This window comes from Streptomyces sp. NPDC048420, from assembly GCF_040651535.1.
Taxonomy (GTDB): Bacteria; Actinomycetota; Actinomycetes; order Streptomycetales; family Streptomycetaceae; genus Streptomyces.
On sequence record NZ_JBEZKG010000021.1, the window covers coordinates 45,332 to 64,985 of the forward strand.

At 70.9% G+C, this 19,654-nt stretch carries 19 protein-coding genes and 1 pseudogene; 5 read left to right on the plus strand and 15 right to left on the minus strand.

Annotation, left to right across the window (positions count from 1 at the left end; genetic code table 11):
- The first annotated feature begins 1 nt into the window (after position 1).
- Positions 2–370 carry a hypothetical protein gene (locus tag AB0D34_RS34010; RefSeq protein WP_362668672.1) on the plus strand — a complete coding sequence of 123 codons (369 nt, stop codon included), beginning with the start codon at positions 2–4 and terminating at the stop codon, positions 368–370.
- Positions 371–762: 392 nt separating this feature from the next.
- Here the strand turns inward: AB0D34_RS34010 and AB0D34_RS34015 are convergent, their stop codons facing one another.
- The 5 genes from AB0D34_RS34015 to AB0D34_RS34035 form a co-directional block, all read right to left on the minus strand.
- Positions 763–1,701: a DUF916 domain-containing protein gene (locus tag AB0D34_RS34015; protein WP_362668674.1), complete on the minus strand. Its 939-nt coding sequence runs from the start codon at positions 1,699–1,701 to the stop codon at positions 763–765.
- 59 nt (positions 1,702–1,760) lie between these two features.
- Complete coding sequence (locus AB0D34_RS34020; RefSeq protein WP_362668676.1) at positions 1,761–3,077, minus strand: beta-xylosidase; 1,317 nt, start codon at positions 3,075–3,077, stop codon at positions 1,761–1,763.
- 122 nt (positions 3,078–3,199) lie between these two features.
- A complete protein-coding gene (locus AB0D34_RS34025; RefSeq protein WP_362668678.1) occupies positions 3,200–3,673 on the minus strand; it encodes a hypothetical protein in 474 nt (157 codons plus the stop codon).
- Positions 3,674–3,878: 205 nt separating this feature from the next.
- A complete protein-coding gene (locus tag AB0D34_RS34030) occupies positions 3,879–4,232 on the minus strand; it encodes a cytidine deaminase (RefSeq protein WP_362668680.1) in 354 nt (117 codons plus the stop codon).
- A gap of 242 nt (positions 4,233–4,474) precedes the next feature.
- Positions 4,475–5,290: a helix-turn-helix transcriptional regulator gene (locus tag AB0D34_RS34035; protein ID WP_362668863.1), complete on the minus strand. Its 816-nt coding sequence runs from the start codon at positions 5,288–5,290 to the stop codon at positions 4,475–4,477.
- Between the two features lie 144 nt (positions 5,291–5,434).
- On the opposite strand from AB0D34_RS34035, the gene AB0D34_RS34040 reads away from it, so the two are divergent.
- Positions 5,435–6,868, plus strand: coding sequence for an MFS transporter (locus AB0D34_RS34040; RefSeq protein ID WP_362668682.1), 1,434 nt, complete (start codon positions 5,435–5,437; stop codon positions 6,866–6,868).
- On the opposite strand, the gene AB0D34_RS34045 is transcribed toward AB0D34_RS34040, so the two are convergent.
- From AB0D34_RS34045 to AB0D34_RS34060, 4 genes are read right to left on the minus strand one after another with little or no spacing between them, the layout of a single operon-like run.
- Entirely contained in the window at positions 6,830–7,189 is a 360-nt protein-coding gene (locus AB0D34_RS34045; protein WP_362668684.1) for an MmcQ/YjbR family DNA-binding protein, read from the minus strand. The two genes, AB0D34_RS34040 and AB0D34_RS34045, sit on opposite strands and share 39 nt — an antisense overlap.
- Positions 7,186–8,487, minus strand: a complete 1,302-nt coding sequence (locus AB0D34_RS34050; RefSeq protein ID WP_362668865.1) for a hemolysin family protein — start codon at positions 8,485–8,487, stop codon at positions 7,186–7,188. The genes AB0D34_RS34045 and AB0D34_RS34050 overlap by 4 nt, the downstream gene beginning before the upstream one ends.
- Positions 8,484–8,981, minus strand: a complete 498-nt coding sequence (ybeY, locus tag AB0D34_RS34055; RefSeq protein WP_362668686.1) for an rRNA maturation RNase YbeY — start codon at positions 8,979–8,981, stop codon at positions 8,484–8,486. Before ybeY ends, AB0D34_RS34050 begins: the two co-directional genes overlap by 4 nt.
- A gap of 13 nt (positions 8,982–8,994) precedes the next feature.
- Positions 8,995–10,053, minus strand: a complete 1,059-nt coding sequence (locus AB0D34_RS34060; RefSeq protein ID WP_362668688.1) for a PhoH family protein — start codon at positions 10,051–10,053, stop codon at positions 8,995–8,997.
- A gap of 252 nt (positions 10,054–10,305) precedes the next feature.
- Between AB0D34_RS34060 and AB0D34_RS34065 the strand changes: the two genes are divergently transcribed.
- Entirely contained in the window at positions 10,306–11,031 is a 726-nt protein-coding gene (locus tag AB0D34_RS34065) for an FAD binding domain-containing protein (RefSeq protein WP_362668690.1), read from the plus strand.
- A 207-nt stretch (positions 11,032–11,238) separates the two neighbouring features.
- On the opposite strand, the gene AB0D34_RS34070 is transcribed toward AB0D34_RS34065, so the two are convergent.
- The 4 genes and pseudogenes from AB0D34_RS34070 to AB0D34_RS34085 form a co-directional block, all read right to left on the minus strand.
- Positions 11,239–12,381 (minus strand): PfkB family carbohydrate kinase, encoded by a 1,143-nt coding sequence (locus tag AB0D34_RS34070; RefSeq protein WP_362668867.1) that lies wholly within the window; start codon positions 12,379–12,381, stop codon positions 11,239–11,241.
- Positions 12,382–12,495: 114 nt separating this feature from the next.
- A pseudogene (locus tag AB0D34_RS34075) lies at positions 12,496–13,092 on the minus strand (MFS transporter); the annotation flags it as partial.
- 41 nt (positions 13,093–13,133) lie between these two features.
- Entirely contained in the window at positions 13,134–14,423 is a 1,290-nt protein-coding gene (locus tag AB0D34_RS34080) for a glucarate dehydratase family protein (RefSeq protein ID WP_362668692.1), read from the minus strand.
- Entirely contained in the window at positions 14,420–15,367 is a 948-nt protein-coding gene (locus AB0D34_RS34085) for a 5-dehydro-4-deoxyglucarate dehydratase (RefSeq protein WP_362668694.1), read from the minus strand. The genes AB0D34_RS34080 and AB0D34_RS34085 overlap by 4 nt, the downstream gene beginning before the upstream one ends.
- A 115-nt stretch (positions 15,368–15,482) precedes the next feature.
- On the opposite strand from AB0D34_RS34085, the gene AB0D34_RS34090 reads away from it, so the two are divergent.
- Both AB0D34_RS34090 and AB0D34_RS34095 read left to right on the plus strand, forming a co-directional pair.
- A complete protein-coding gene (locus AB0D34_RS34090) occupies positions 15,483–16,265 on the plus strand; it encodes an IclR family transcriptional regulator (RefSeq protein WP_362668697.1) in 783 nt (260 codons plus the stop codon).
- A 187-nt stretch (positions 16,266–16,452) separates the two neighbouring features.
- Positions 16,453–17,643 (plus strand): MFS transporter, encoded by a 1,191-nt coding sequence (locus AB0D34_RS34095; protein WP_362668699.1) that lies wholly within the window; start codon positions 16,453–16,455, stop codon positions 17,641–17,643.
- A 92-nt stretch (positions 17,644–17,735) separates the two neighbouring features.
- On the opposite strand, the gene AB0D34_RS34100 is transcribed toward AB0D34_RS34095, so the two are convergent.
- Both AB0D34_RS34100 and AB0D34_RS34105 read right to left on the minus strand, forming a co-directional pair.
- Complete coding sequence (locus AB0D34_RS34100; RefSeq protein WP_362668701.1) at positions 17,736–18,725, minus strand: adenosine deaminase; 990 nt, start codon at positions 18,723–18,725, stop codon at positions 17,736–17,738.
- A gap of 20 nt (positions 18,726–18,745) precedes the next feature.
- The gene (locus tag AB0D34_RS34105) at positions 18,746–19,651 is read right to left on the minus strand and encodes a ribonuclease Z (protein ID WP_362668703.1); all 906 of its coding nucleotides are present in this window, start codon (positions 19,649–19,651) and stop codon (positions 18,746–18,748) included.
- Positions 19,652–19,654 lie beyond the last annotated feature (3 nt).

Here is a 19,654-nt window from a genome sequence, read left to right on the forward strand (position 1 = left end):
CGTGGGCGAGTGGTACGTGTTCGTCGAGCGGAACACCGGGTACGGCGAAAGTAACTGGGTCCTGAAGGACAGGGTCCATGTGGAGGGCGGCCGGGAACAGGCGCTGGCCCACGCCGAGGAGTTGAGCCTCACCTGGCCGGGAGGCCGGCGCGCCAAGGAGAACGGCCATCGCGTGTTCCGGACCGCCGAGACGAGCTGGCTGGTGGAGCTCACTGAGGAGGCCTGGCACCCGGACTGGGAAGAGCCGCACACCTTCACCGAGTACTTCCGCCTGACCGTCGCCGAGCTCGTCGCCTCGAAGGAAACCCCTCCCGCGAAACGCCCCGCCCCGAAGAAGGGCGTCCTGCGCCGCGCCCTGGGCCGTGACTAAGGAACCGACCTGCCCGCCCGGGCCCGTGACTCGACAGCCGGCATCCCCGCCACCCCGCCCGGACCGGTGACGGAACAACCAGCACCCCAGCCCCACGCCCGGGCCACGACCGAACGACCGACACCCCCGCCACTGCCCCCGGGCCGGTGACAGAACAACGGACATCCCCGCCACTGCCCCCGGGCCGGTGACGGAACAACCGGCGCCCCAGCCCCACGCCCGGGCCACGACCGAACGACCGACACCCCCGCCACTGCCCCCGGGCCGGTGACAGAACAACGGACATCCCCGCCACTGCCCCCGGGCCGGTGACGGAACAACCGGCGCCCCAGCCCCACGCCCGGGCCACGACCGAACGACCGACACCCCCGCCACTGCCCCCGGGCCCGTGACTAGGCGACCGGTGTCCGTGCCCGTCGTGCCCTGACGAACAGCACGGTCCCCACGGTGGCCCCCGCCCCCAGCACCACCGCGACCAGCCACGGCAACGCGAAGAAGGACGCGCTCGACGACTCCCGCGTGTCCTTCGCGGTCGCCGTCAACTTCACTTCACCCCAGTCGAGTTGGGGCGCCCCACTCCACGGCTCGGTCAGCCGTACCCGTTGTCCGGGCAGCAACTCCCCCGGGATCTTGGCGAGTTCACGGGCGAGCAGCGTACGCCCGAACAACCCCGTCGCCCGCAGCTCCACCTTCGGGTTCAGCGTCACGTTGCCGGTGTTGCGCAGGGTGTACGAGATCGTCGCGTCGCTGTCCCCCAACCCCGGTACCAGCGGCTGGTGATGGCTGACGCTTACGTCCTCGACGGTGATCGCGGGGACGGTGGGCCCACCGACGCGCAGGTAGATCCGGGCGGCGACGGCCCGTTGCACGCCGAGCGCCACCGCGCCGTCGCCCTTGTCGACCCGTTCGTCCAGTGCCACCAACGCACCGGGATGGTCGCCGGGTTCGGCACCCTCGGGCACCGAGAGCGTGAAGGGCACGGTGACCTTGCCGTGCGCGGGGACGGTCACCCGGGACTTCGCGGGTTTCGCCCAGGCGCCCACCCCGCGCTGCTTCTCGGCCACCGTACGCACGGCGAAACCGCCGTCGCGGGCGGTGTTGTAGGCGTCGGCGGCGTAGAGCCGGAAGGTCAGCGGCTCGCTGGTCTTGTTGGTGACGACCACCTTGTCGTCGATGCTCTGGCCGGGATCGGCGGAGAGATAGAAGTAGGGCCGCTCGGCGATCCGCGAGGCGGCCGGGTACACGGACCAGCTGCCGTTGTCGGCGGCGTACGCGGGCGCGGCGGCGGTGACCAGGAACAGGCTCAGGAGGAGGACGTACAGCTTGCGCATGGGTGCGGACCCCCACGTTGGCGAGAAGGACGGACGGGCGGGTGCGGGCGCCCGTACGGTCAGCTGAGCGTGAGGGTGAGAACGCCGGAGTAGGTGCCCACGGGCGTGAACGCCGGCACGTTCAGGGAGAGTCCGGCGTCCACGGTGAACTCACCGCCGGTGAGCGCGGAGTTGGGGGTGGACGCGAGGGTCGCTCCGGAGGAACCGACCGCGCCGGCGGAACCGGCCTGGCAGGTGCTCGGACTGCCCGCCTTGGTGGCGCAGGCGGGACTCCAGCTCAGCGCACCGGCGTCGATCTTGGCGCCGGGTCCGGTGAAGTCGGTGACCTTGCCGGTGAGGGACCAGCCGGCCGGGCCGCCGCGGAAGTCCTTGACGGTCACCGTGTTGAGGTCACCGGTCGAGGCTCCGCCCTTGCCGTAGTCCACCGCCGAGAGGCTGACGGTGTCCCCGGCCTGGGACATGGACAGGGTGCCCGCCTTCACCGTGGTGGTGAGCTTCTGGCTGCCGGCGGGAACGGGCGTGTCGTCGATGACGACGTACGCCTTGGGCCCGGCGCCCTTGGCGTCGCTGTACGCGCTGCCCTCGTACGCCACGACACCGGTCGTCGTCTTGTCGTTGACGACCAGCGAGCCGCTGAAGGCGCCCGAGGAGTCGGCGGTCGCGGTGGCGGTGTCCGCGGTCTGGGCGCTGCCTGCCCGCCCGGCCAGGGTGACCGTCGCGCCCGGGGTGAACTTGCTGCCGGTGACGGTGACGCTGTCACCGGGCTTCCCGGAGGCCGAACCCAGCGTGATGTCGCGCTCGTTGACGGGGTTCGCGTCCGTCGCGGTGACCGTCTCGGAGACCGGGGCGGGCGGGGTGATCACCGTGCAGGGGGTGTCCAGTTCGAGGATGTAGCTGGTGTGGATGTTGTAGTCGCCGGGCGAGAGGGTGATCGCGCCGGGGGCGGTGACCTTGAAGGTGCCGGTCATGGAGAACGACGGGAAGGCGCCGTTGCCGGGCACCGGGTCGTTCTTCTTGGGTCCGGCGACCGTCACGGCACCGCTCTGGGCGCCGCCGAGGGTGACCTTGCCGGTCGGCGTCATGATGTCGGCCGGCAGCGCGATGGCCGTCGGGTTGCTGGCGGCGGGCTTGACCACCGTGTAGGTCACGGTGACGGTGTCGCCCACCTTGGGGCCGGCGTTGTCGACCGTGATCTTCGCGGTCGTGGTGCCGTCGATCGGCGGAATACCCGCGACGGCGGGCGGAATGCAGTGCGTGGCGAAGTCCACGTCGGTGGCGGCCCCGGCCGGACAGGCCAGGGCGCCACCCGCCGTGACCGCGAGCGCGGTCGCCCCGAGCAGCGAAGCCCAGCGGCGTCTTCGGGTTGTCGAACCCATGGGTGTGCCCCCTCTCTTCTGTGCTCACTGGGGGCATTGATGTGTGGATCGCGTGAGAAGTCAATGGAGCCGCCGCAGAAAACTGACGATTCATCAGTTTCTGCGGCGGTCCGGTGAGTTGCTCAGTCGAACACGAACGGACCCGGCGACTGCGGCCCGGTCGCCGTGCAGGTCACGGCGATCCCGAAGACGACGATCTGCAGCGAACCGCCGTACGACTCCAGGCTGTCACCGGAGTTCACGGTGCCACTGAGCGGACCGACGGTGACGGGATCGCCGGCGGCGGTGGCGGGGTTCTCGTTGCCGGTGAAGGTGGTGGTGCCGCCGTTCGCGTTCACGAAGGTGAGGGTCGAGGCGATCGAGTCCTCGTCGAGCGCGAGCGGCGCGTTGATCGCCGAGGTGACGGTGACGGTGGCGGCGGTGCCGTCCTGGGTGGCGGTGAGCGTGGCCTGACCGCTGCCGTAGATGCCACAGTCCGCGTCGATGGTCGCGGTGTCCGGGGTGACGGCCAGGGCGGCGGGCGCGAACGCGAGCCCGGCGGCCGCGAGCGTGCCGACGGCCAGTGCCGCACCAGTGCCTATGCGCTTGCCTTTCATGGAATCCGGTTCCCTTCCCGTGGTGGGGACTGCCATGTGGGGATGGACGGGGGGTGCGTCCCGACGGACGGCCGGGCTTCACGGAGCGTGGTGCGGTACGCCTCGCGAGCCGGAATCTGACGGTCCGTCGGAATCTCCGGTTCCATTGATACGCGTGGGACGGGGAACGGCAAGCCGGAATTCCGGCCAAGTGTTACCGGGGGTATCAGCCAGCGGTCACGGTACTCCGCACGGTGCCGTCGACCCCCGCCACCAGCACCGGGGTCTCGGGCCCGCCGAGATCCCGCACGGCGGCCAGGTCCTGCGCGGCGGCCGATTCGGCATCCGTCACCACGGCCGCCGCCTCCAGCGACTTCGCCCCCGACGCCACCGCCATCGCAACCGCCGTCTGCAACGCGCTCAACTTCAGCGACGCCAGCTCGACGCTCCCCGCCACATACGTGCGCCCCGTGTCGTCCCGTACGGCGGCCCCCTCGGCCACCCCGTTCCGAGCCCGGGCCGAACGGGCCAGGGTGACGATCTTGCGGTCCTCGGGGTCAAGCGCACTGTTCTCGGTCATGACAGGAGCATACGAAGCGTGGGCGGGGTGGCCGCGCCATGGGGTACGCCGTCCACTGCTGGGGGCACGCTCGCCAGGCGAAACCCGATCACGGCAGGCCACCGGCCCCTGCGGCACCGCCCGTCACGGACAGGCGCCATGCCCACGCCGGGGACCCGACCACGGCCCGGGGCGCTACCCAGCAGGGGGACACCCGCCGAGACCGGTAGGCACCACTCCTCCGACGAGGGCCACCCCGGACGTCACCCCGCCACCGGATACATCGCCCCGCGCCGTCCCTCCGGCGAGGCCAGCCACTCCAGCTTGGCCGCGGTGTTCGCCTCGTCCAGCGGGGTGTGCAGGACGACCGTCAGGTCGGGGCGGGCCGGTACCTTCAACGCCGTGGACTCCACGCACAGCAGGCCCACCAGCGGATGGTCGAGCTCCTTGCGGATCACCCCGGCGTCCTCGATGTCCCGCCGCTCCCACAGCTCGGTGAACTCGGCGCTCAGCTCCTTGAGGCGGGCCAGTATCTCCTGGAAGCCCTCGTCCTCCGGGCGCGCGGAGGACGCGGCCCGGAACTGGGCGACGACGGTGCGCGCGTTCTGTTCCCAGCTGTGCGATCGCGACCGGTACAACGGGTCGAGGAAGAAGTCGACCAGACAGTTCTGCGTGTTCTCCGGCCGCATGCCGAGCACCCAGCCGGCGGCGTCGTTGTACATCACGCAGTTGTAGTACGCGTCCATGATGTGCGCCGGATACGGCATCCACGCGTCGATCAGCCGCCGCAGCCCCTCACAACCGTGGTCGGCGGCCGGTTCCGGCGCGGGCGGGTTCAGCCCGGCGAGGACGTACAGATGCCGCCGCTCGGCGTTGCTGAGCCGCAGCACCCGCCCGACGGAGTCCAGGACCTGCGGGGAGACGGAGATGTCCCGCCCCTGCTCCAGCCACTGGTACCAGGAGGCGCCCACCCCGGCGAGCACCGCGACCTCCTCGCGCCTGAGCCCCGGCGTCCGCCGCCGCGCCCCGCCGTCCGGCAGCCCCGCCTCGGCGGGCGAGACCCGGGCCCGCCGGCTCATCAGGAACTCCCGCAGCTCACGGTGCCGTTCACTCTTGGGTACGACCTCGGGCACGAACGCATCCCCCTCGTCTGCCTGGTGGTGCCACCACCAGCACAACCTGCCGCTCCCCACGGCTATTCCGACGCGCGCAGGCTCTTGCCCATGGCGATCGACACCCCAAGCCCCACCACCGAATCGCTCGACACCCCCCGGCTGTCGACGCGCGACAAACTCGTCCTCTTCGTCCTGTGCGCCGCCCAGTTCATGGTCGCGCTGGACTTCTCCGTCCTGAACGTCGCCCTGCCCGTCCTCGGCGCCGACCTCGGCATGAGCCCGTCCGCCCTCCAGTGGGCGGTCACCGCGTTCGCGCTCCCGTCCGGCGGCTTCCTGCTCCTGTTCGGCCGCATCGGCGACCTGTACGGCCGTAAGAAGCTGTTCCTCGGCGGCCTCGCCCTGTTCGGCGCGGCCTCCCTGCTCGCGACCTTCGCGTGGGACCCGGCGTCCTTCCTCGTCGGACGCGCCCTGCAGGGCCTCGGCGCGGCGGCGATCGTGCCGACCGGCATGTCCCTGCTGACGACCACCTTCCCGGAGGGCCCGGCGCGCGACCGCGCCCTGGGCATCTCCGGCACCCTGCTCTCGCTCGGCTTCACCACCGGCATGGTGGCCGGCGGCACCCTGACCGACGCCTTCGGCTGGCGCTCCACGATGGGCCTGCTCACCGTGTTCGCCCTGATCGTGCTGCCCCTGGCCCCCGGCCTGCTCCCGGAGTCCCGCACCCCGGACCGCCCCCGCCTGGACGTCCCCGGCGCGATCACCGTCACCGGCGGCCTGCTCTCCCTGATCTACGCCCTCTCGACCGCCGCCGACCACGGCTTCGCCCGCGCCGACGTGATCACGACCCTGATCGCGGGCATCCTGCTCCTGGCCGCGTTCGTCACGGTCGAGTCCCGCACCGAAGCCCCCCTCGTCTCCCTCCCGATGCTGCGCCGCCGCACGGTGGCCTGGGGCAACATCGGCGGTCTGGTCACCTTCTCGATGATGTCGACGGTCGTGTTCGTGCTGACCCTCTACCTCCAGGAGGTCCTGCACCTGTCCGCCTTCGAGACCGGCCTGGTCTTCGGCGTCCAGGGCGTCCTCTCGGCGGTCGCCGGCACCTACGCCCCGAAGGTCATCGGCCGCTTCGGCCCCCGCCGCACCCTCGTCGGCTCGCTCGCCGGCCAGGGAGCCCTGATCGCCGCCCTGCTGGGCCTGGACACCGGAAGCTGGTCGGTGTGGCTCGCCACAGCCGCCGTCTCCCTGGCCAGCATGTGCCACCTGGGCGCGATCATCTCGTACGGCGTCACGGTCACCTCCGGCGTCCCGGACGCGGAACAGGGCCTGGCCACCGGCCTGGTCACCTCCACCCAGCAGGTCGGCATCACCGTGGGCATCCCGCTGCTCGGCGTCCTCGCCACCACCTCGCACGACCTGCTGACCGGCGTCCACACGGTCCTCGCCCTGGACGCGGTGATCGTCCTCGCGGCGGCGGTCCTGGTCGCGGTAGGACTCCGGGTGCGCTCAGGGGCGGTCGAGCCGGAGCCGCTCGGCGCGCGGTAGACCGGCCACCACCAGGTCGTACGAGTCCTCGACGAGCTCCCGGACCACACGGTCCGGGAGCTCTCCGTCGACCGTGACGGTGTTCCAGTGGCGCTTGTTCATGTGGTAGCCGGGGATGATCAGCCCGGGGTGGTCGGCGCGCAGCCGGATCGCGTCCTCCGGGTCGCACTTGAGGTTGACCTTCAGGGGCCGCGCGTCGAGCCAGCTCAGGGCGAACATCTTGCCGAGCACCTTGAAGACCGAGATCTCAGGGCTGAACGGGAAGTCCTCCACCGCCGCGTTGAAGGACAGGCACAGGGCACGCAGCTCCTCGGGGGTCACTCTTCCTCCGTCTCCTTCTCCGCCGCGGAGTCCACCGGCTCCACCAGCACCGTCACGATCTTGTTCCGGCGCCCGGCGGCGGCCTCGGCGGTCAGCCGCAGCCCACGCCCGTCCGGCAGCTCCACGACCGAGGAGGCCCCGGCGATGGGCACCCGGCCCAGCGCCTTCGCGAGCAGCCCGCCGACGGTCTCCACGTCCTCGTCGTCGTACTCGTCGAGTCCGTACAGCTCACCGAGGTCGGTGATGTCGAGGCGCGCGGTGACCCGGTGCCGCTCGTCGCCGAGCTCCTCCACCGGCGGGAGTTCACGGTCGTACTCGTCGGTGATCTCGCCGACGATCTCCTCGAGGATGTCCTCGATGGTGACGATGCCGGCCGTGCCGCCGTACTCGTCGATGACGACGGCGACGTGGTTGCGGTCCTGCTGCATCTCCCGCAGCAGGTCACCGGCGTTCTTGGTGTCCGGGACGAAGGCGGCGGGCCGCATCGCCGTGGACACCAGCTCGCTCTCCGCGTCCCTGCTGATGTGCGTCTTGCGGACCAGGTCCTTCAGATACACGATCCCGACGACGTCGTCCTCGCTCTCCCCGGTGACGGGAATGCGCGAGAACCCGGACCTCAGCGCCAGCGTGAGCGCCTGACGGATCGTCTTGTAGCGCTCGATGACGACGAGATCGGTCCGCGGGACCATGACCTCCCGCACCAGCGTGTCCCCCAGCTCGAAGACCGAGTGCACCATCCGGCGCTCGTCGTCCTCGATCAGGGACTCCTTCTCGGCGAGGTCGACCAGCGCGCGCAGCTCCGCCTCGGAGGCGAAGGGGCCGCGGCGGAAGCCCTTGCCGGGCGTGAGGGCGTTGCCGATGAGAATCAGCAACGACGGGATCGGGCCCATGACCCGGGCCAGCGGGACGAGGATGTACGCCGCCGCGGTCGCCGTGTTGAGCGGGTGCTGACGCCCGATGGTGCGCGGTGAGACACCGACGGCGACGTACGACACCAGCACCATCACGCCGATCGCGACCAGCAGGGCGCGGGTGGTGCCCGGGAACTCCTGGAGGCAGGCGTAGGTGACCAACGCGGCCGCGGCCATCTCGCAGGCGACGCGCAGCAGCAGCGCCAGGTTGAGATAGCGGGTCGGGTCGGCGGCGACCTGCGCGAGCTTGGCACTGCCGCGCCGGCCGTTCCGTACGGCCTCCTCGGCGCGGAAGCTGGAGACGCGCGCGAGGCCCGCCTCCGCGCAGGCGGCGAGCCACGCGACGACGACCAAGGCGATCGCGCCGGAGACCAGGGACAGGCTCATGAGACGGTCGGGGCGGGAGACGGGCCGGTCAGCCCCTTCTCCGAGCGCCACCCGTCCACGATCGCGGCCTGGAGGCCGAACATCTCGGCCTTCTCGTCCGGCTCCTCGTGGTCGTAGCCGAGCAGGTGCAGCACCCCGTGGACGGTGAGGAGTTGGAGCTCCTCGTCCATGGAGTGCTGCGTCTCGGCCTCCTCGCCCTGCCGCTTGGCGACCTCGGGACACAGCACGATGTCACCGAGGAGGCCCTGCGGGGGCTCGTCGTCGTCCTTGCTGGGCGGCCTGAGCTCGTCCATCGGGAAGGACATGACGTCGGTGGGCCCCGGCAGGTCCATCCACTGGATGTGCAGCTGCTCCATGGCATCTTCGTCCACGACGATCACCGAGAGCTCGGAGAGCGGGTGGATGCGCATCCGCGCGAGCGCGTAGCGGGCGATGTCGAGGATCGCCTGCTCGTCGACCTCGGTTCCGGACTCGTTGTTGACGTCGATCGACATGGTGCTGGCTTGTCTACTTCCGCTTGTTCCGGCCGCCCTTGTGGGTGCCGTTCTCCGTACCGTTCTCGGTGTCGTACTTCTCGTACGCGTCGACGATACGGCCGACCAGCTTGTGCCGTACGACGTCCTGGGACGACAGGCGGGAGAAGTGAACGTCCTCCACACCCTCCAGGATGTCCTGGACCTGCCGGAGCCCCGACTTGGTGCCGTTCGGCAGGTCGACCTGGGTCACGTCACCGGTGATGACGATCTTCGAGTCGAACCCGAGCCGGGTCAGGAACATCTTCATCTGCTCGGGGGAGGTGTTCTGGGCCTCGTCGAGAATGATGAAGGCGTCATTCAAAGTACGTCCACGCATGTACGCCAGCGGTGCCACCTCGATCGTCCCCGAAGCCATCAGCTTCGGGATCGAGTCCGGGTCCAGCATGTCGTGCAGCGCGTCGTACAGCGGGCGCAGGTAGGGGTCGATCTTCTCGTAGAGGGTTCCCGGCAGGAAGCCGAGCCGCTCGCCCGCCTCCACCGCGGGCCGGGTCAGGATGATGCGGTTGACCTGCTTGGACTGCAGGGCCTGCACCGCCTTGGCCATGGCGAGGTAGGTCTTGCCGGTACCGGCGGGGCCGATGCCGAAGACGATCGTGTGCTTGTCGATCGCGTCGACGTACCGCTTCTGGTTGAGGGTCTTGGGGCGGATGGTGCGGCCGCGCGAGGACAGGATGTTCTGTGTGAGCACTTCGGCCGGGGTCTCCTGGCCGTCGCTCGTCCCGTTCTCACTCGCTCGCAGCATGGCGATCGAGCGTTCCACTGCGTCCTCCGTCATCGGCTGTCCGGTGCGGAGCACCAGCATCATCTCGTCGAACAGGCGCTGCACGAGGGCGACGTCGGCCGCCTCGCCGGTAGCGCTGATCTCGTTGCCCCGGACATGGATGTCGGCCGCCGGGAAGGCCTTCTCGATCACGCGCAGAAGGGAGTCGCCGGATCCCAGGACCGTGACCATGGGGTGCTGGGCGGGGACCGTGAACTGTGCTCTCGCCTGCCCCTGCGCGGGGCTGTGACCTGTGGGTGTCTGAGTCATGGGCCGGCGCTTAAGGCCTGCGGTTCCTCCTCGTCACGGCCGCACAACTGGAGGCGGCCTCGCGGTTTCAAGGGTACGACGGTGCACTGACAACGCCGTAGGGCTTTTCGACGATGAGGGCGCCCTGAATGAAGCGGTGAGCCCTGCATGCTCCCCCCGTACCCCGGGGAAGAATGCGCTCGCTGCCACGTATGTTCGAAGACCTCGAAGGCGGCGGTGGCCACGAGTCCGTACGGAGAAAGCAGGAAGACCGTGCTGTTGCGTCTGCCCACGTCCCTTTCCGAGGCTCAGGAGTGTCTGACCGACGGGGCGATACCCGTCGGCGGCGCCACGCTCGTGTGGGCCGCCTGGCAACGCGACGGCTTCCCCGAGCAGGCCGTGTCGCTGCGCGAGGTGCCGGAGGCGAACGTCCTCGGGGCCGGGAAGCTCGGCGCGGCGGTCCTGCTGCACCGGATCGACGAGCGGGTGCCGGAGGTGCTGCGCCGGGCCGCGTCCGGCATCGGCACCGGGGCGGTGCGCCGGACCGCCACGGTCGGCGGGAACATCGTGGGCAGCACCCTGCGCTGTCTGCTCCCCGCGGCACTGGTCCTGGACGCCCGCGCGCAGGTGCTCGCGGCGGAGGGCCCCTTCGAGACCGACCTGGGCGAACTGCTCACCAAGAAGCCCCTGCTGCTGAGCCTGCACTGGAACGAACCGCTGGTCAGCGGCTACCACAAGGTGCCCGAGGCCCCGGGCGGCCCACCGCCCCTGGTCGTCGCCACCGCGGTCCGCACGACCTCGGAGGGCGGCCGCGTCCTGCGCATCGCGGTCCGCGACGGCTACGAGTTCCTGAGCGAGAGCGTGCCCTGCGACGCGGGCCCGGACAGCGTCCTGGACGCCTTGGGCACCACGGCGATCCGGGCACTGCCCGCCGAGGCCCACGAGGTGGTCCGGGACCAGGTGGTCTCGGTGCTGGAGCGGGCCGCCCCGGAACACTGACGGGCCGACCGGGCGGCGGCGAATTGCGCACGGGCAGCCAACGGCTGCTGGACGGCGACCGGCGACCGGCGACCGGCGACCGGCGACCGGCGACCGGCGAGATCATCGCACCGGCGGAGAACGCGGGAGACCCGCGCGGGCGTGGTCGCGGCCGCAGCCGCGGAAGCGGCAACGCGACTCACCCCCGCCCGTCTGCCCCGATGCCCCCTAGGCCGACCGACCGAACCCGATCGTCGGTACCGCCCTGCGCAGGGGCCAGGCCGGGGCCTCCTCCTCCGGGACGAGGTCCGACAGGAACGCGTAGCGGTGCAGGGCCGTCGGGTCCTGGGAGTCGACCGACTGGACCTTGCGCCACCAGGCGCCGATCTCGGACCAGCCCGGCGCGGACAGCGAGCCGCCGAACTCCTGGACGGAGAGCGCGGCGGTCAGGCCGGCGAAGGCCAGGCGGTCGGCGAGCGGCCAGCCCGCCAGGGTGCCGGTGACGAATCCGGCCACGAAGACGTCCCCGGCACCGGTCGGGTCCAGCGCCTCCACCTCGATCGCCGGGACCTCCGCGGTCTCGCCCGTACGCCGGTCCACCGCGTACGCGCCCTCCGCGCCGAGGGTGACCACGGCGAGCGGCACATGTTCGGTGAGGGCGTGGGCGGCCTCCCGGGGGCAGGTGGCGCCGGTGTACCGCATGGCCTCCTGCGCGTTCGGCAGGAACGCCTCGCAGTGTGCGAGGTCGGGGAGTCCCGCCAGGTCCCACACCCCGGTCTCGTCCCAGCCGACGTCGGCGAAGACGCGGGTGCCGTGGCTCGCGGCCTCGGCGATCCAGGGGTCGCGTCTGCCCGGTTCCAGTGACGCCACCGCCGCACGCGCGCGTGGGGCGAGGTTCGGTGCGCCCTCCCGGACGAGCGCGTCCTCCGGGGGCGGCTCGTGCCCGTGGGAGACCATGGTGCGCTCGCCCTCGTAGGCCATGGAGACGGTGACCGGGGAGTGCCAGCCGGGCACGCTGCGCGACGGCGAGAGGTCGATGCCCTCGCCCTGCTCAAGAGCGTCCCAGCAGTACTCGCCGTAGTGGTCGTCGCCGAAGGCCGCGGCCAGTGAGGTGCGCAGCCCCAGTCGCGCCAGGGCGGTCGCCATGTTCGCCACACCACCGGGGCTCGACCCCATCCCGCGTGCCCAGGACTCGGTCCCGCGCACCGGGGCGGAGTCGAGTCCGGTGAAGATGATGTCGAGGAAGACGGTGCCGGTGAGGTAGACGTCCCAGGGCGGATCATCGGGTGTGCGCACGGCGGCGAGGGGGTCGACCTGGGCCTGGCACGGCCCGGTTTTCCCGTTGTACGACGGTCCCTTTCCGTTGGACACGGCGGACGCGTTGGACCCGGTCACGGTGAGCTCCCTGCACGTGGTGCCGATCAGGCCAGTCTGCACCACACCGCCGACAACGGGTCGGCGCTCACGGCCGACCCGCCCGTCACGTCAGGCTGTCGCAGGTCCTGGGCGTGCCGTCCGGGCCCTGCCGGGTGTGGCCTCGGGGGCCGGAGTGACGGCGGGTGCCGTATCGGTCCTCGTCCGGATCCGGTCGTTACGACCGCCGCCGCGGACCAGCAGCACACTGAGCGCGGCGAGAAAGCCGACGACCGTCAGCCCCACGAGACCGCCCTTCGTGGACCCCGTGGAGTCCTCGATGATCCCGAAGGCGGTGGGCGCGACGAACCCGCCGAGATTGCCGATGGAGTTGACCAAAGCGATGCCGGGCGCCGCCGCCCGCGCGTCGAGACAGCTCTGCGGGATGGTCCAGAAGATCGGCGAGGCCGGCTTGAAGCCCATGGCGGCGAGACACAGGGCTCCGAGGCCGGCCCACGGCGACACGAACACGGCGAGCAGGGTGCCGCAGCCGCCGAGCACGAGCAGCGCGACGAGGACGGGCCGCCGCTTGCCGATGCGGTCGGAGATCCGCCCGCTGACGTACACGGCGGCGATCGCGCACAGCCACGGCACCGAGGTCAGCAGCCCCACCTGGAAGGCGCTGAGCCCGCCGATGTCGTCCACGATCGACGGCAGCCAGAAGGTGAGGGGGGCGGAGCCCCCTGGGAGCGGCGAGGAAAACCCTCCGCCTACCAGCGAGGCACAGCAGGCGTGACCCACCCCGGCTCGGCAACCCGCATGGCCGCAGCGTCATCCCGCTCCCGCAGCGCCCCGTCGTCGTCGAGCCAGCGCTGATGCAGGAACCGCAGCTTCTCGCGGTCAAGCTCGACTCCGAGACCGGGGAGGTCGGAGACAGCGACCTTGCCACCTTCGAACGTCAACCGCTCGGTCAGTACATCCTCCGACTGCCACGGATAGTGCGAGTCACAGGCATGGTGAAGATTCGGCACCGTGGCCGCCACATGCGTCATCGCGGCCAGCGAGATCCCCAGATGCGTGTTGGAGTGCATGGACACCCCCACCCCGAACGTCCGGCAGATCGCGGCGAGTTGCTGGGTGTTCCGCAACCCACCCCAGTAGTGGTGGTCCGACAGCACCACCTGCACCGCATCCCGCCCGAACGCCTCCTTGATCTCGGCGAAGGTGGTCACACACATGTTGGTGGCCAGCGGCACATCCGTCCCGGCGGACACCTCGGCCATGGCGGCGGTCCCGAGCGCGGGATCCTCCAGATACTCCAGAACGTCCCCGAGCTCCTGAGCCACCTTCAGCGAAGTGGCCACGCTCCAGGCCCCGTTGGGGTCAAGCCGCAACGGATGCCCGGGAAACGCCTCGGCGAGCGCCTTGACCGCCGCGATCTCCTCGTCCGGCGGAAACACCCCGCCCTTCAGCTTGAAGGACGTGAACCCGTACCGCTCGGTGAACAACCGGGCCTGCTCCACGACCCCCGCGGGATCGACGGCCGCCCCCCAGTCGTCCTTCTCGGCGACAACGCCCTCGGGATGAGCGGCCCACTTGTAGAACAGATACGCGCTGTACTCCACCGCGTCCCGCACCTTGCCCCCGAGCAGCGCGTGCACAGGCAGCCCGAGCGCCTTGCCCAGCGCGTCGAGACACGCGACCTCGAACCCGGAGACGACGGACAACCGCAGCTTGTCGGCGGTCTGCACCCCCCGCAGCCCACCGACGTCGACCTGCCCGGAGACCCGGGAGGAATCGACGGCCACCTGATCGGCGATCGTGAACAGCCCGTTCAGATCCCCGACCTGACGCCCGATCAGTCGATCAGCGAACGGCCGGGCCAGCTCCAGGTACTTGGTGTCGCCGTACGTCTCCCCGACCCCCGTGACCCCGTCGGCGGTCTCGACCTCGACGATCAGCCGGGGCGTGTACGGCTGGTGCACCCCCTGCGTGTTCAGCAGCGGCGGGTCGGCGACGAGGATCGGCGTGAGGCGGACGTCGGTGATCGTGAGGTTCACAGGTCGGCTCCTACGAGGTCGAGTCCGGAGGTCAGCAGCAGCTCGAGATCCGCCAGGTCGGCGGCCGACGGATCGGTGAGCGGTGCCCGCACGGGCCCCACAGGGCGTCCCCGCAGCCGCGCGGCCGCCTTGACCAGCGACACGGCGTACCCGGGCACCCGGTCGCGGAGTTCGACGAGCGGCACGTAGAAGTCCCGCAGCAGCTTCTCGACCGTGCCGTGGTCGCCGTCGCGCAGGGCGGCGAAGAAGGCGTTCGCGATCTCGGGGGCGAAGGCGTGCACGGCCGAGGAGTAGGCGGGGACGCCGACGGTGGCGTAGGCGCGGGCCTGGATCTCGGCGGTGGAGGCGCCGTTGAAGAACAGGAAGCCCTCGGGCGCGGCGAGGGTGAGCCGCTGGAGCCGGTCGAGGTCGCTGTGGCCGTCCTTGAGCCCGATGACCCCGGGGATCCCGGCGACCCTCCTGAACGCGCCCGCGCTGAACGCCACTTGGCCGCGCTGGTAGGCGATGAGCGGCAGCGAGGTCCGGGCCGCGATCTGCTCCAGTTGGGCGACGAGGCCGTCCTGCGGGGCGGCGACCAGGTAGTGCGGCAGCACGAGCAGCGCGTCCGCCCCCGCCTCCTCGGCGATCCGCGCGAAGCGGACGGCCTGCGCCCAGCCGTAGCCGATCCCGGCGACGACGGGCACCCGGCCGCCGGCCTCCTGGACCGCGATGGTGACGACCTGGCGGTACTCGTCCTCGTCCAGCGAGAAGAACTCGCCGGTGCCGCAGGCCGGGAAGACCGCGCCGGGGCCGGTGGCGATCTGGGCCGCGACATGGGCGCGGAAGCCGTCCGGGTCGAGGGTGCCGTCGTCGTGGAAGCTCGTGAGCGGGAACGACAGCACGCCGTGTGCCATGCCGTCCCGCAGCCGTCGTGCCGTGTCGGCCGTGCCCGGGTCGAGGGTCACCCTCGCTCATCTCCCCATGTAGATGTCATCCACGTATGAAGATGGAGATTAGATAGGTGGACCGGTCTCGTCAATGGGTCGGCATCACGTTTGGTGGGCCGATTACGATCGGCCCATGTCAGAGACAGGTGGCGTCCGCGAGGTGAAGTCGGCGGCCCGCACCGTCGAGCTCCTCGAACTGCTGGCCGCACGCGGCGACCGCCCGGCCCGCTTGCAGGAGCTGGCGGACGAGCTGGAAGTCCCGCGCAGCTCAATGTACGCACTGCTCCAGACCCTGATCTCGCGCGGCTGGGTCCGCACCGACGTCACCGGCTCCCTCTACGGCATCGGCATCCACGCCCTGCTCACCGGCACCAGCTACCTGGACTCCGACCCGCGCGTCCAGACCGTACGGCCGTATCTCGACGAGGCGTCCGAGGCACTGGGCGAGACCATCCACATGGGCCGGCTCGACGGCCGGGACGTGGCCTATCTGGCGACGCGCGAGTCGCACGAGTACCTGCGCACGATCAGCAGGGTGGGCCGCCGCCTGCCCGCGCACGTCGGCGCGCTGGGCAAGGCACTCCTGGCCGAGTGGCCCGACGAACGGCTCCCCGAGGGACCGTACGAGGCCCTCACCCCGAACTCGCACACCACCCGCGACTCCCTGCTGGCCGACCTCTCCGAGGTCCGCGCCCGCGGCTACGCGATCGACCGCGAGGAGGGCGTCCCCGGCATCGTCGGCTTCGGGTTCTGTCTGCGCTACGACTCCCCCGCCCAGGACGCCATCAGCTGCTCGGTCCCGGTCGCCCGCCTCACGCCGGACCACGAGCAGCAGATCATCGCGGTGATGCGGGAGATCAGGGGCAAGATCGAGGCGACCGCGCCGAGCGTGGGTGGCGCCCCCAGCTGGCGCTAGAGGCACGAAAAGCCGCTCTTCTACCCGGCGACTCCCACCCCAAACGGAACGTGCCCCAGATCACACCACCCTGGCTGTTTTCCGCAACCGCGTGCTTGATACAAATTCCTCGCGCGTTCCTGTCCGTCGACGGCCTGCGCCCCACCCCCTTCTTGAGCCGCTTCTTTCGCATGCCCTGGGAACGCCCGTGTTCGCCCGTCGCTCCACCCTGCCCTGGCCCCTCATCGCCCTTTTCACGGCCGGGTATCTGGCCCCCTACCTCCTCCCCACCACCGTCGGCAGACTCGACTCGGGGCTTCCGCTCACCGCCACCGAGGCGGGCGCTGTCGGCAGCGCGCTGCTGCTGAGTTCGGCGGCCGCCGGCTTCCTGCTCGCCTCCCGCGTCGACCGCGTCGGCCCCCGCGTCCTCGCCCGCATCGGCCTCACCCTGGCCGTCCTCGGCTACGGCGGAGCCGCCCTCGCCCACGCCGTCCCGGCCGTCGTAGCGGGCGCGCTGATCGGCGGCTTCGGCTCCGGTACGTCAACAGCGGTGGCGGCCACCGGAATCGCCGCCCAGCCGGACCCGCACCGCACCACCACGGTCGGCCTCCTCGGCGTCTCCGCCCTCGCGGGCGCCGTCTACCTCACCGTCCCCCACCTGGGCCCCGGCCACGGCCAGCCCCTCGCCGCGATCGCCCTCACCGCGCTGGCGGTCTGGCCCCTGACGAGCCGCCTCCCGCTCCGTACGGCCCCGTCCCGAGGCCTGGACACCGTCGGTACGCCGCTCCCCCACCTCCGCGCCGGCCTGCTCCTGGCCGTCACCCTCCCCTGCTGGTCCCTCGCCCAGAACGCCCTCTGGGGCGTCAGCGGCCGCATCGGCCTCACCCAGGCCCACCTCTCGGAGGCTACAGTGGGCGCGGTCTTCGCGATCGCGCTCGGCGCGGGACTGCTGGGCGTGGTCGGCGCGGGCGCGCTCGGCCCCCGCCTCGGCCGCGCGCTCCCCATCGGCGGCGGCACGATCCTGATCGCCGCGTGCATCGCCCTGAGCGCCTCGGCAACCGACCTGACGACCTTCGCGACCGGCGAGATCGCCTGGAACACGCTCTACCCGATCGTCCTGTCGTACGTCATAGGCCTGGCCGCTTCCTTGGACCCCCGCGGCCGCTGGGCGGTCCTGGTCGGCTCGGCATCGTCGCTGGGCACGGCAGCGGGTCCGTTGACCGGCAGCCTCCTCGCGTCCCAGACCGGCTTCTCGACGATGGGCACGGTCCTGGCCGCAGGCCTGCTGCTGATTGCGGTACCGATGACGGCGGTGGCGCTGGGCGCAGGGCGGCGGACATTGCCGGTCGTGGAGGTCCAGATGCAGACCCAGGTGTACGACAAAGCAACGGCCGCGTGAGTGCCTTTGGCTGGGGCGCGGGGCTGTGTCTATTTGCGGCTCCGCCGCGTGGGCGCGACCAGCCCCCACGCACCCGCACCCGACAACGCACCTCAGAACTCGTACGCATCAACTTCCGCAAGATACCGAGCCCGCAGCCCCTCATCATGCTCAAGGAAGGACGCAAGGAAGGAGTTCCGGGCAAGCTCCCGCAACCGCTCCTCACTCAGGCCCAGAGCCTTCTGAACGGCCTCGAAGTTGTCCCCCGCATACCCCCCGAAATACGCGGGATCGTCAGAGTTCACCGTGCACATCAACCCGGCATCCAACATCGCCGGCAACGGATGATCGCCCAGCACATCAACCGTCCGAAGCCGCACATTGGACAACGGACACAAGGTCAACGGCACCCGATCCCGCACCAGACGAGCCACCAGCTCCGGCGACTCCATGCACCGCAGCCCATGATCGACCCGCTCCACCCCGAGCACATCCAGCGCCTCGACGACATACTCCGGCGGCCCCTCCTCACCGGCATGCGCCACCCGCCGCAGCCCCATCGCCGCGGCGGCTTCATACACCTCGCGGAACTTCACCGGCGGATGCCCCACCTCCGCGGAGTCGAGCCCGACCCCGACGATCCGGTCGAGATACGGCTTCGCGGTTTCAAGGGTCTCCAGGGCGGACTCCGCGGACTCGTCCCGCAGGAAGCACATGATCAGCTGCGTCGAGACGCCATGGTTCCGCGAACTGCTGCCCAGCGCCCGCCACAGCCCCTCGACGACCGTCCCCATCTCCACACCGCGCGCGGCATGCGCCTGCGGGTCGAAGAAGATCTCGGCGTGCCGCACCCCCTGCGCGGCGGCCCGGGCGAGATACGCGTTCGCCAGGTCCTCGAAGTCGCGCTCGGTGCGCAGAACGGCCATGAGCTCGTAGTACAGGTTCAGAAAGGACTGGAGGTCCTCGAAGCGGTACGCCTCACGGAGCGCGTCCGTGTCGGCGTACGGCAGCTCGACGCCGTTGCGCGCGGCCAGCTCGAAGGCCAGCTCCGGCTCCAGGGTGCCTTCGATGTGCAGGTGCAGTTCAGCTTTGGGGAGGGACATCAAAGCATCGTACGGCTGATCTACCGCCGTTTCGGAACCGGGACCCTCAGCAGGTCGTGGGCCACGGTCAGCTCACCCTCGTACCCGGCGGCCCGCGCCTGCCGCTCGAACTCCTCCGGCTCGGAGTAGCGCTGGCTGAAGTGCGTGAGCACGAGATGCCGTACGCCGGCGTCCCGGGCCACCCGCGCTGCCTGACCTGCCGTCAGATGCCCGTGCTCCTCGGCGAGTTGCTCGTCCTCGTCGAGGAAGGTCGACTCGATGACGAGCATGTCGACGCCGTCCGCGAGGGCGTGGACACCGTCGCAGAGGCGGGTGTCCATGACGAACGCGAACCGCTGGCCGCGGCGGACCTCGCTGACGTCGTCCAGGGAGACGCCGTTGAGGGAACCCTCGCGCTGGAGCCGTCCGACATCGGGGCCCTTGAGGCCGTGCGCGGCGAGACGGTCCGGGAGCATACGGCGGCCGTCGGGTTCGGTGAGGAGGTAGCCGTAGGACTCGACGGGGTGCGAGAGCCTGCGGGCCTCCAGGGTGTAGCCGCCGGTCCGCGCGATCACCCCGTCCGCGTCGACCGGCGCCTCGGTGAGCCGGACCGTCTCGCGGTACGCCGTCGCGTACCGCAGCCGGTCGAAGAAGCGCTGCCCGGACTTCGGGTAGTGCGCGGTGACCTCGTGCGGGACCCGGTCGAGGTTGATGCGCTGGATCACCCCGGCGAGGCCGAGGGAGTGGTCGCCGTGGAAGTGGGTGACGCAGATCCGGTTCAGGTCGTGGGCGGCGACTCCGGCGCGCAGCATCTGACGCTGGGTGCCCTCGCCGGGGTCGAAGAGGATGCCCTCGCTGTCCCAGCGCAGCAGGTAGCCGTTGTGGTTGCGGTGTCTGGTGGGGACCTGGCTGGCTGTGCCCAGCACGACCAACTCGCGTACGGACACGGT

What these genes read in the sequence shown, in the direction of transcription:
- AB0D34_RS34015 (WP_362668674.1), bottom strand. Translation starts at nt 1,701, where the DNA reads ATGCGCAAGCTGTACGTCCTCCTCCTGAGCCTGTTCCTGGTCACCGCC.
- AB0D34_RS34020 (WP_362668676.1), bottom strand. Translation starts at nt 3,077, where the DNA reads ATGGGTTCGACAACCCGAAGACGCCGCTGGGCTTCGCTGCTCGGGGCG.
- AB0D34_RS34025 (WP_362668678.1), bottom strand. Translation starts at nt 3,673, where the DNA reads ATGAAAGGCAAGCGCATAGGCACTGGTGCGGCACTGGCCGTCGGCACG.
- AB0D34_RS34030 (WP_362668680.1), bottom strand. Translation starts at nt 4,232, where the DNA reads ATGACCGAGAACAGTGCGCTTGACCCCGAGGACCGCAAGATCGTCACC.
- AB0D34_RS34035 (WP_362668863.1), bottom strand. Translation starts at nt 5,290, where the DNA reads ATGAGCCGGCGGGCCCGGGTCTCGCCCGCCGAGGCGGGGCTGCCGGAC.
- AB0D34_RS34040 (WP_362668682.1), top strand. Translation starts at nt 5,435, where the DNA reads ATGGCGATCGACACCCCAAGCCCCACCACCGAATCGCTCGACACCCCC.
- AB0D34_RS34050 (WP_362668865.1), bottom strand. Translation starts at nt 8,487, where the DNA reads ATGAGCCTGTCCCTGGTCTCCGGCGCGATCGCCTTGGTCGTCGTCGCG.
- ybeY (WP_362668686.1), bottom strand. Translation starts at nt 8,981, where the DNA reads ATGTCGATCGACGTCAACAACGAGTCCGGAACCGAGGTCGACGAGCAG.
- AB0D34_RS34060 (WP_362668688.1), bottom strand. Translation starts at nt 10,053, where the DNA reads ATGACTCAGACACCCACAGGTCACAGCCCCGCGCAGGGGCAGGCGAGA.
- AB0D34_RS34090 (WP_362668697.1), top strand. Translation starts at nt 15,483, where the DNA reads ATGTCAGAGACAGGTGGCGTCCGCGAGGTGAAGTCGGCGGCCCGCACC.
- AB0D34_RS34100 (WP_362668701.1), bottom strand. Translation starts at nt 18,725, where the DNA reads ATGTCCCTCCCCAAAGCTGAACTGCACCTGCACATCGAAGGCACCCTG.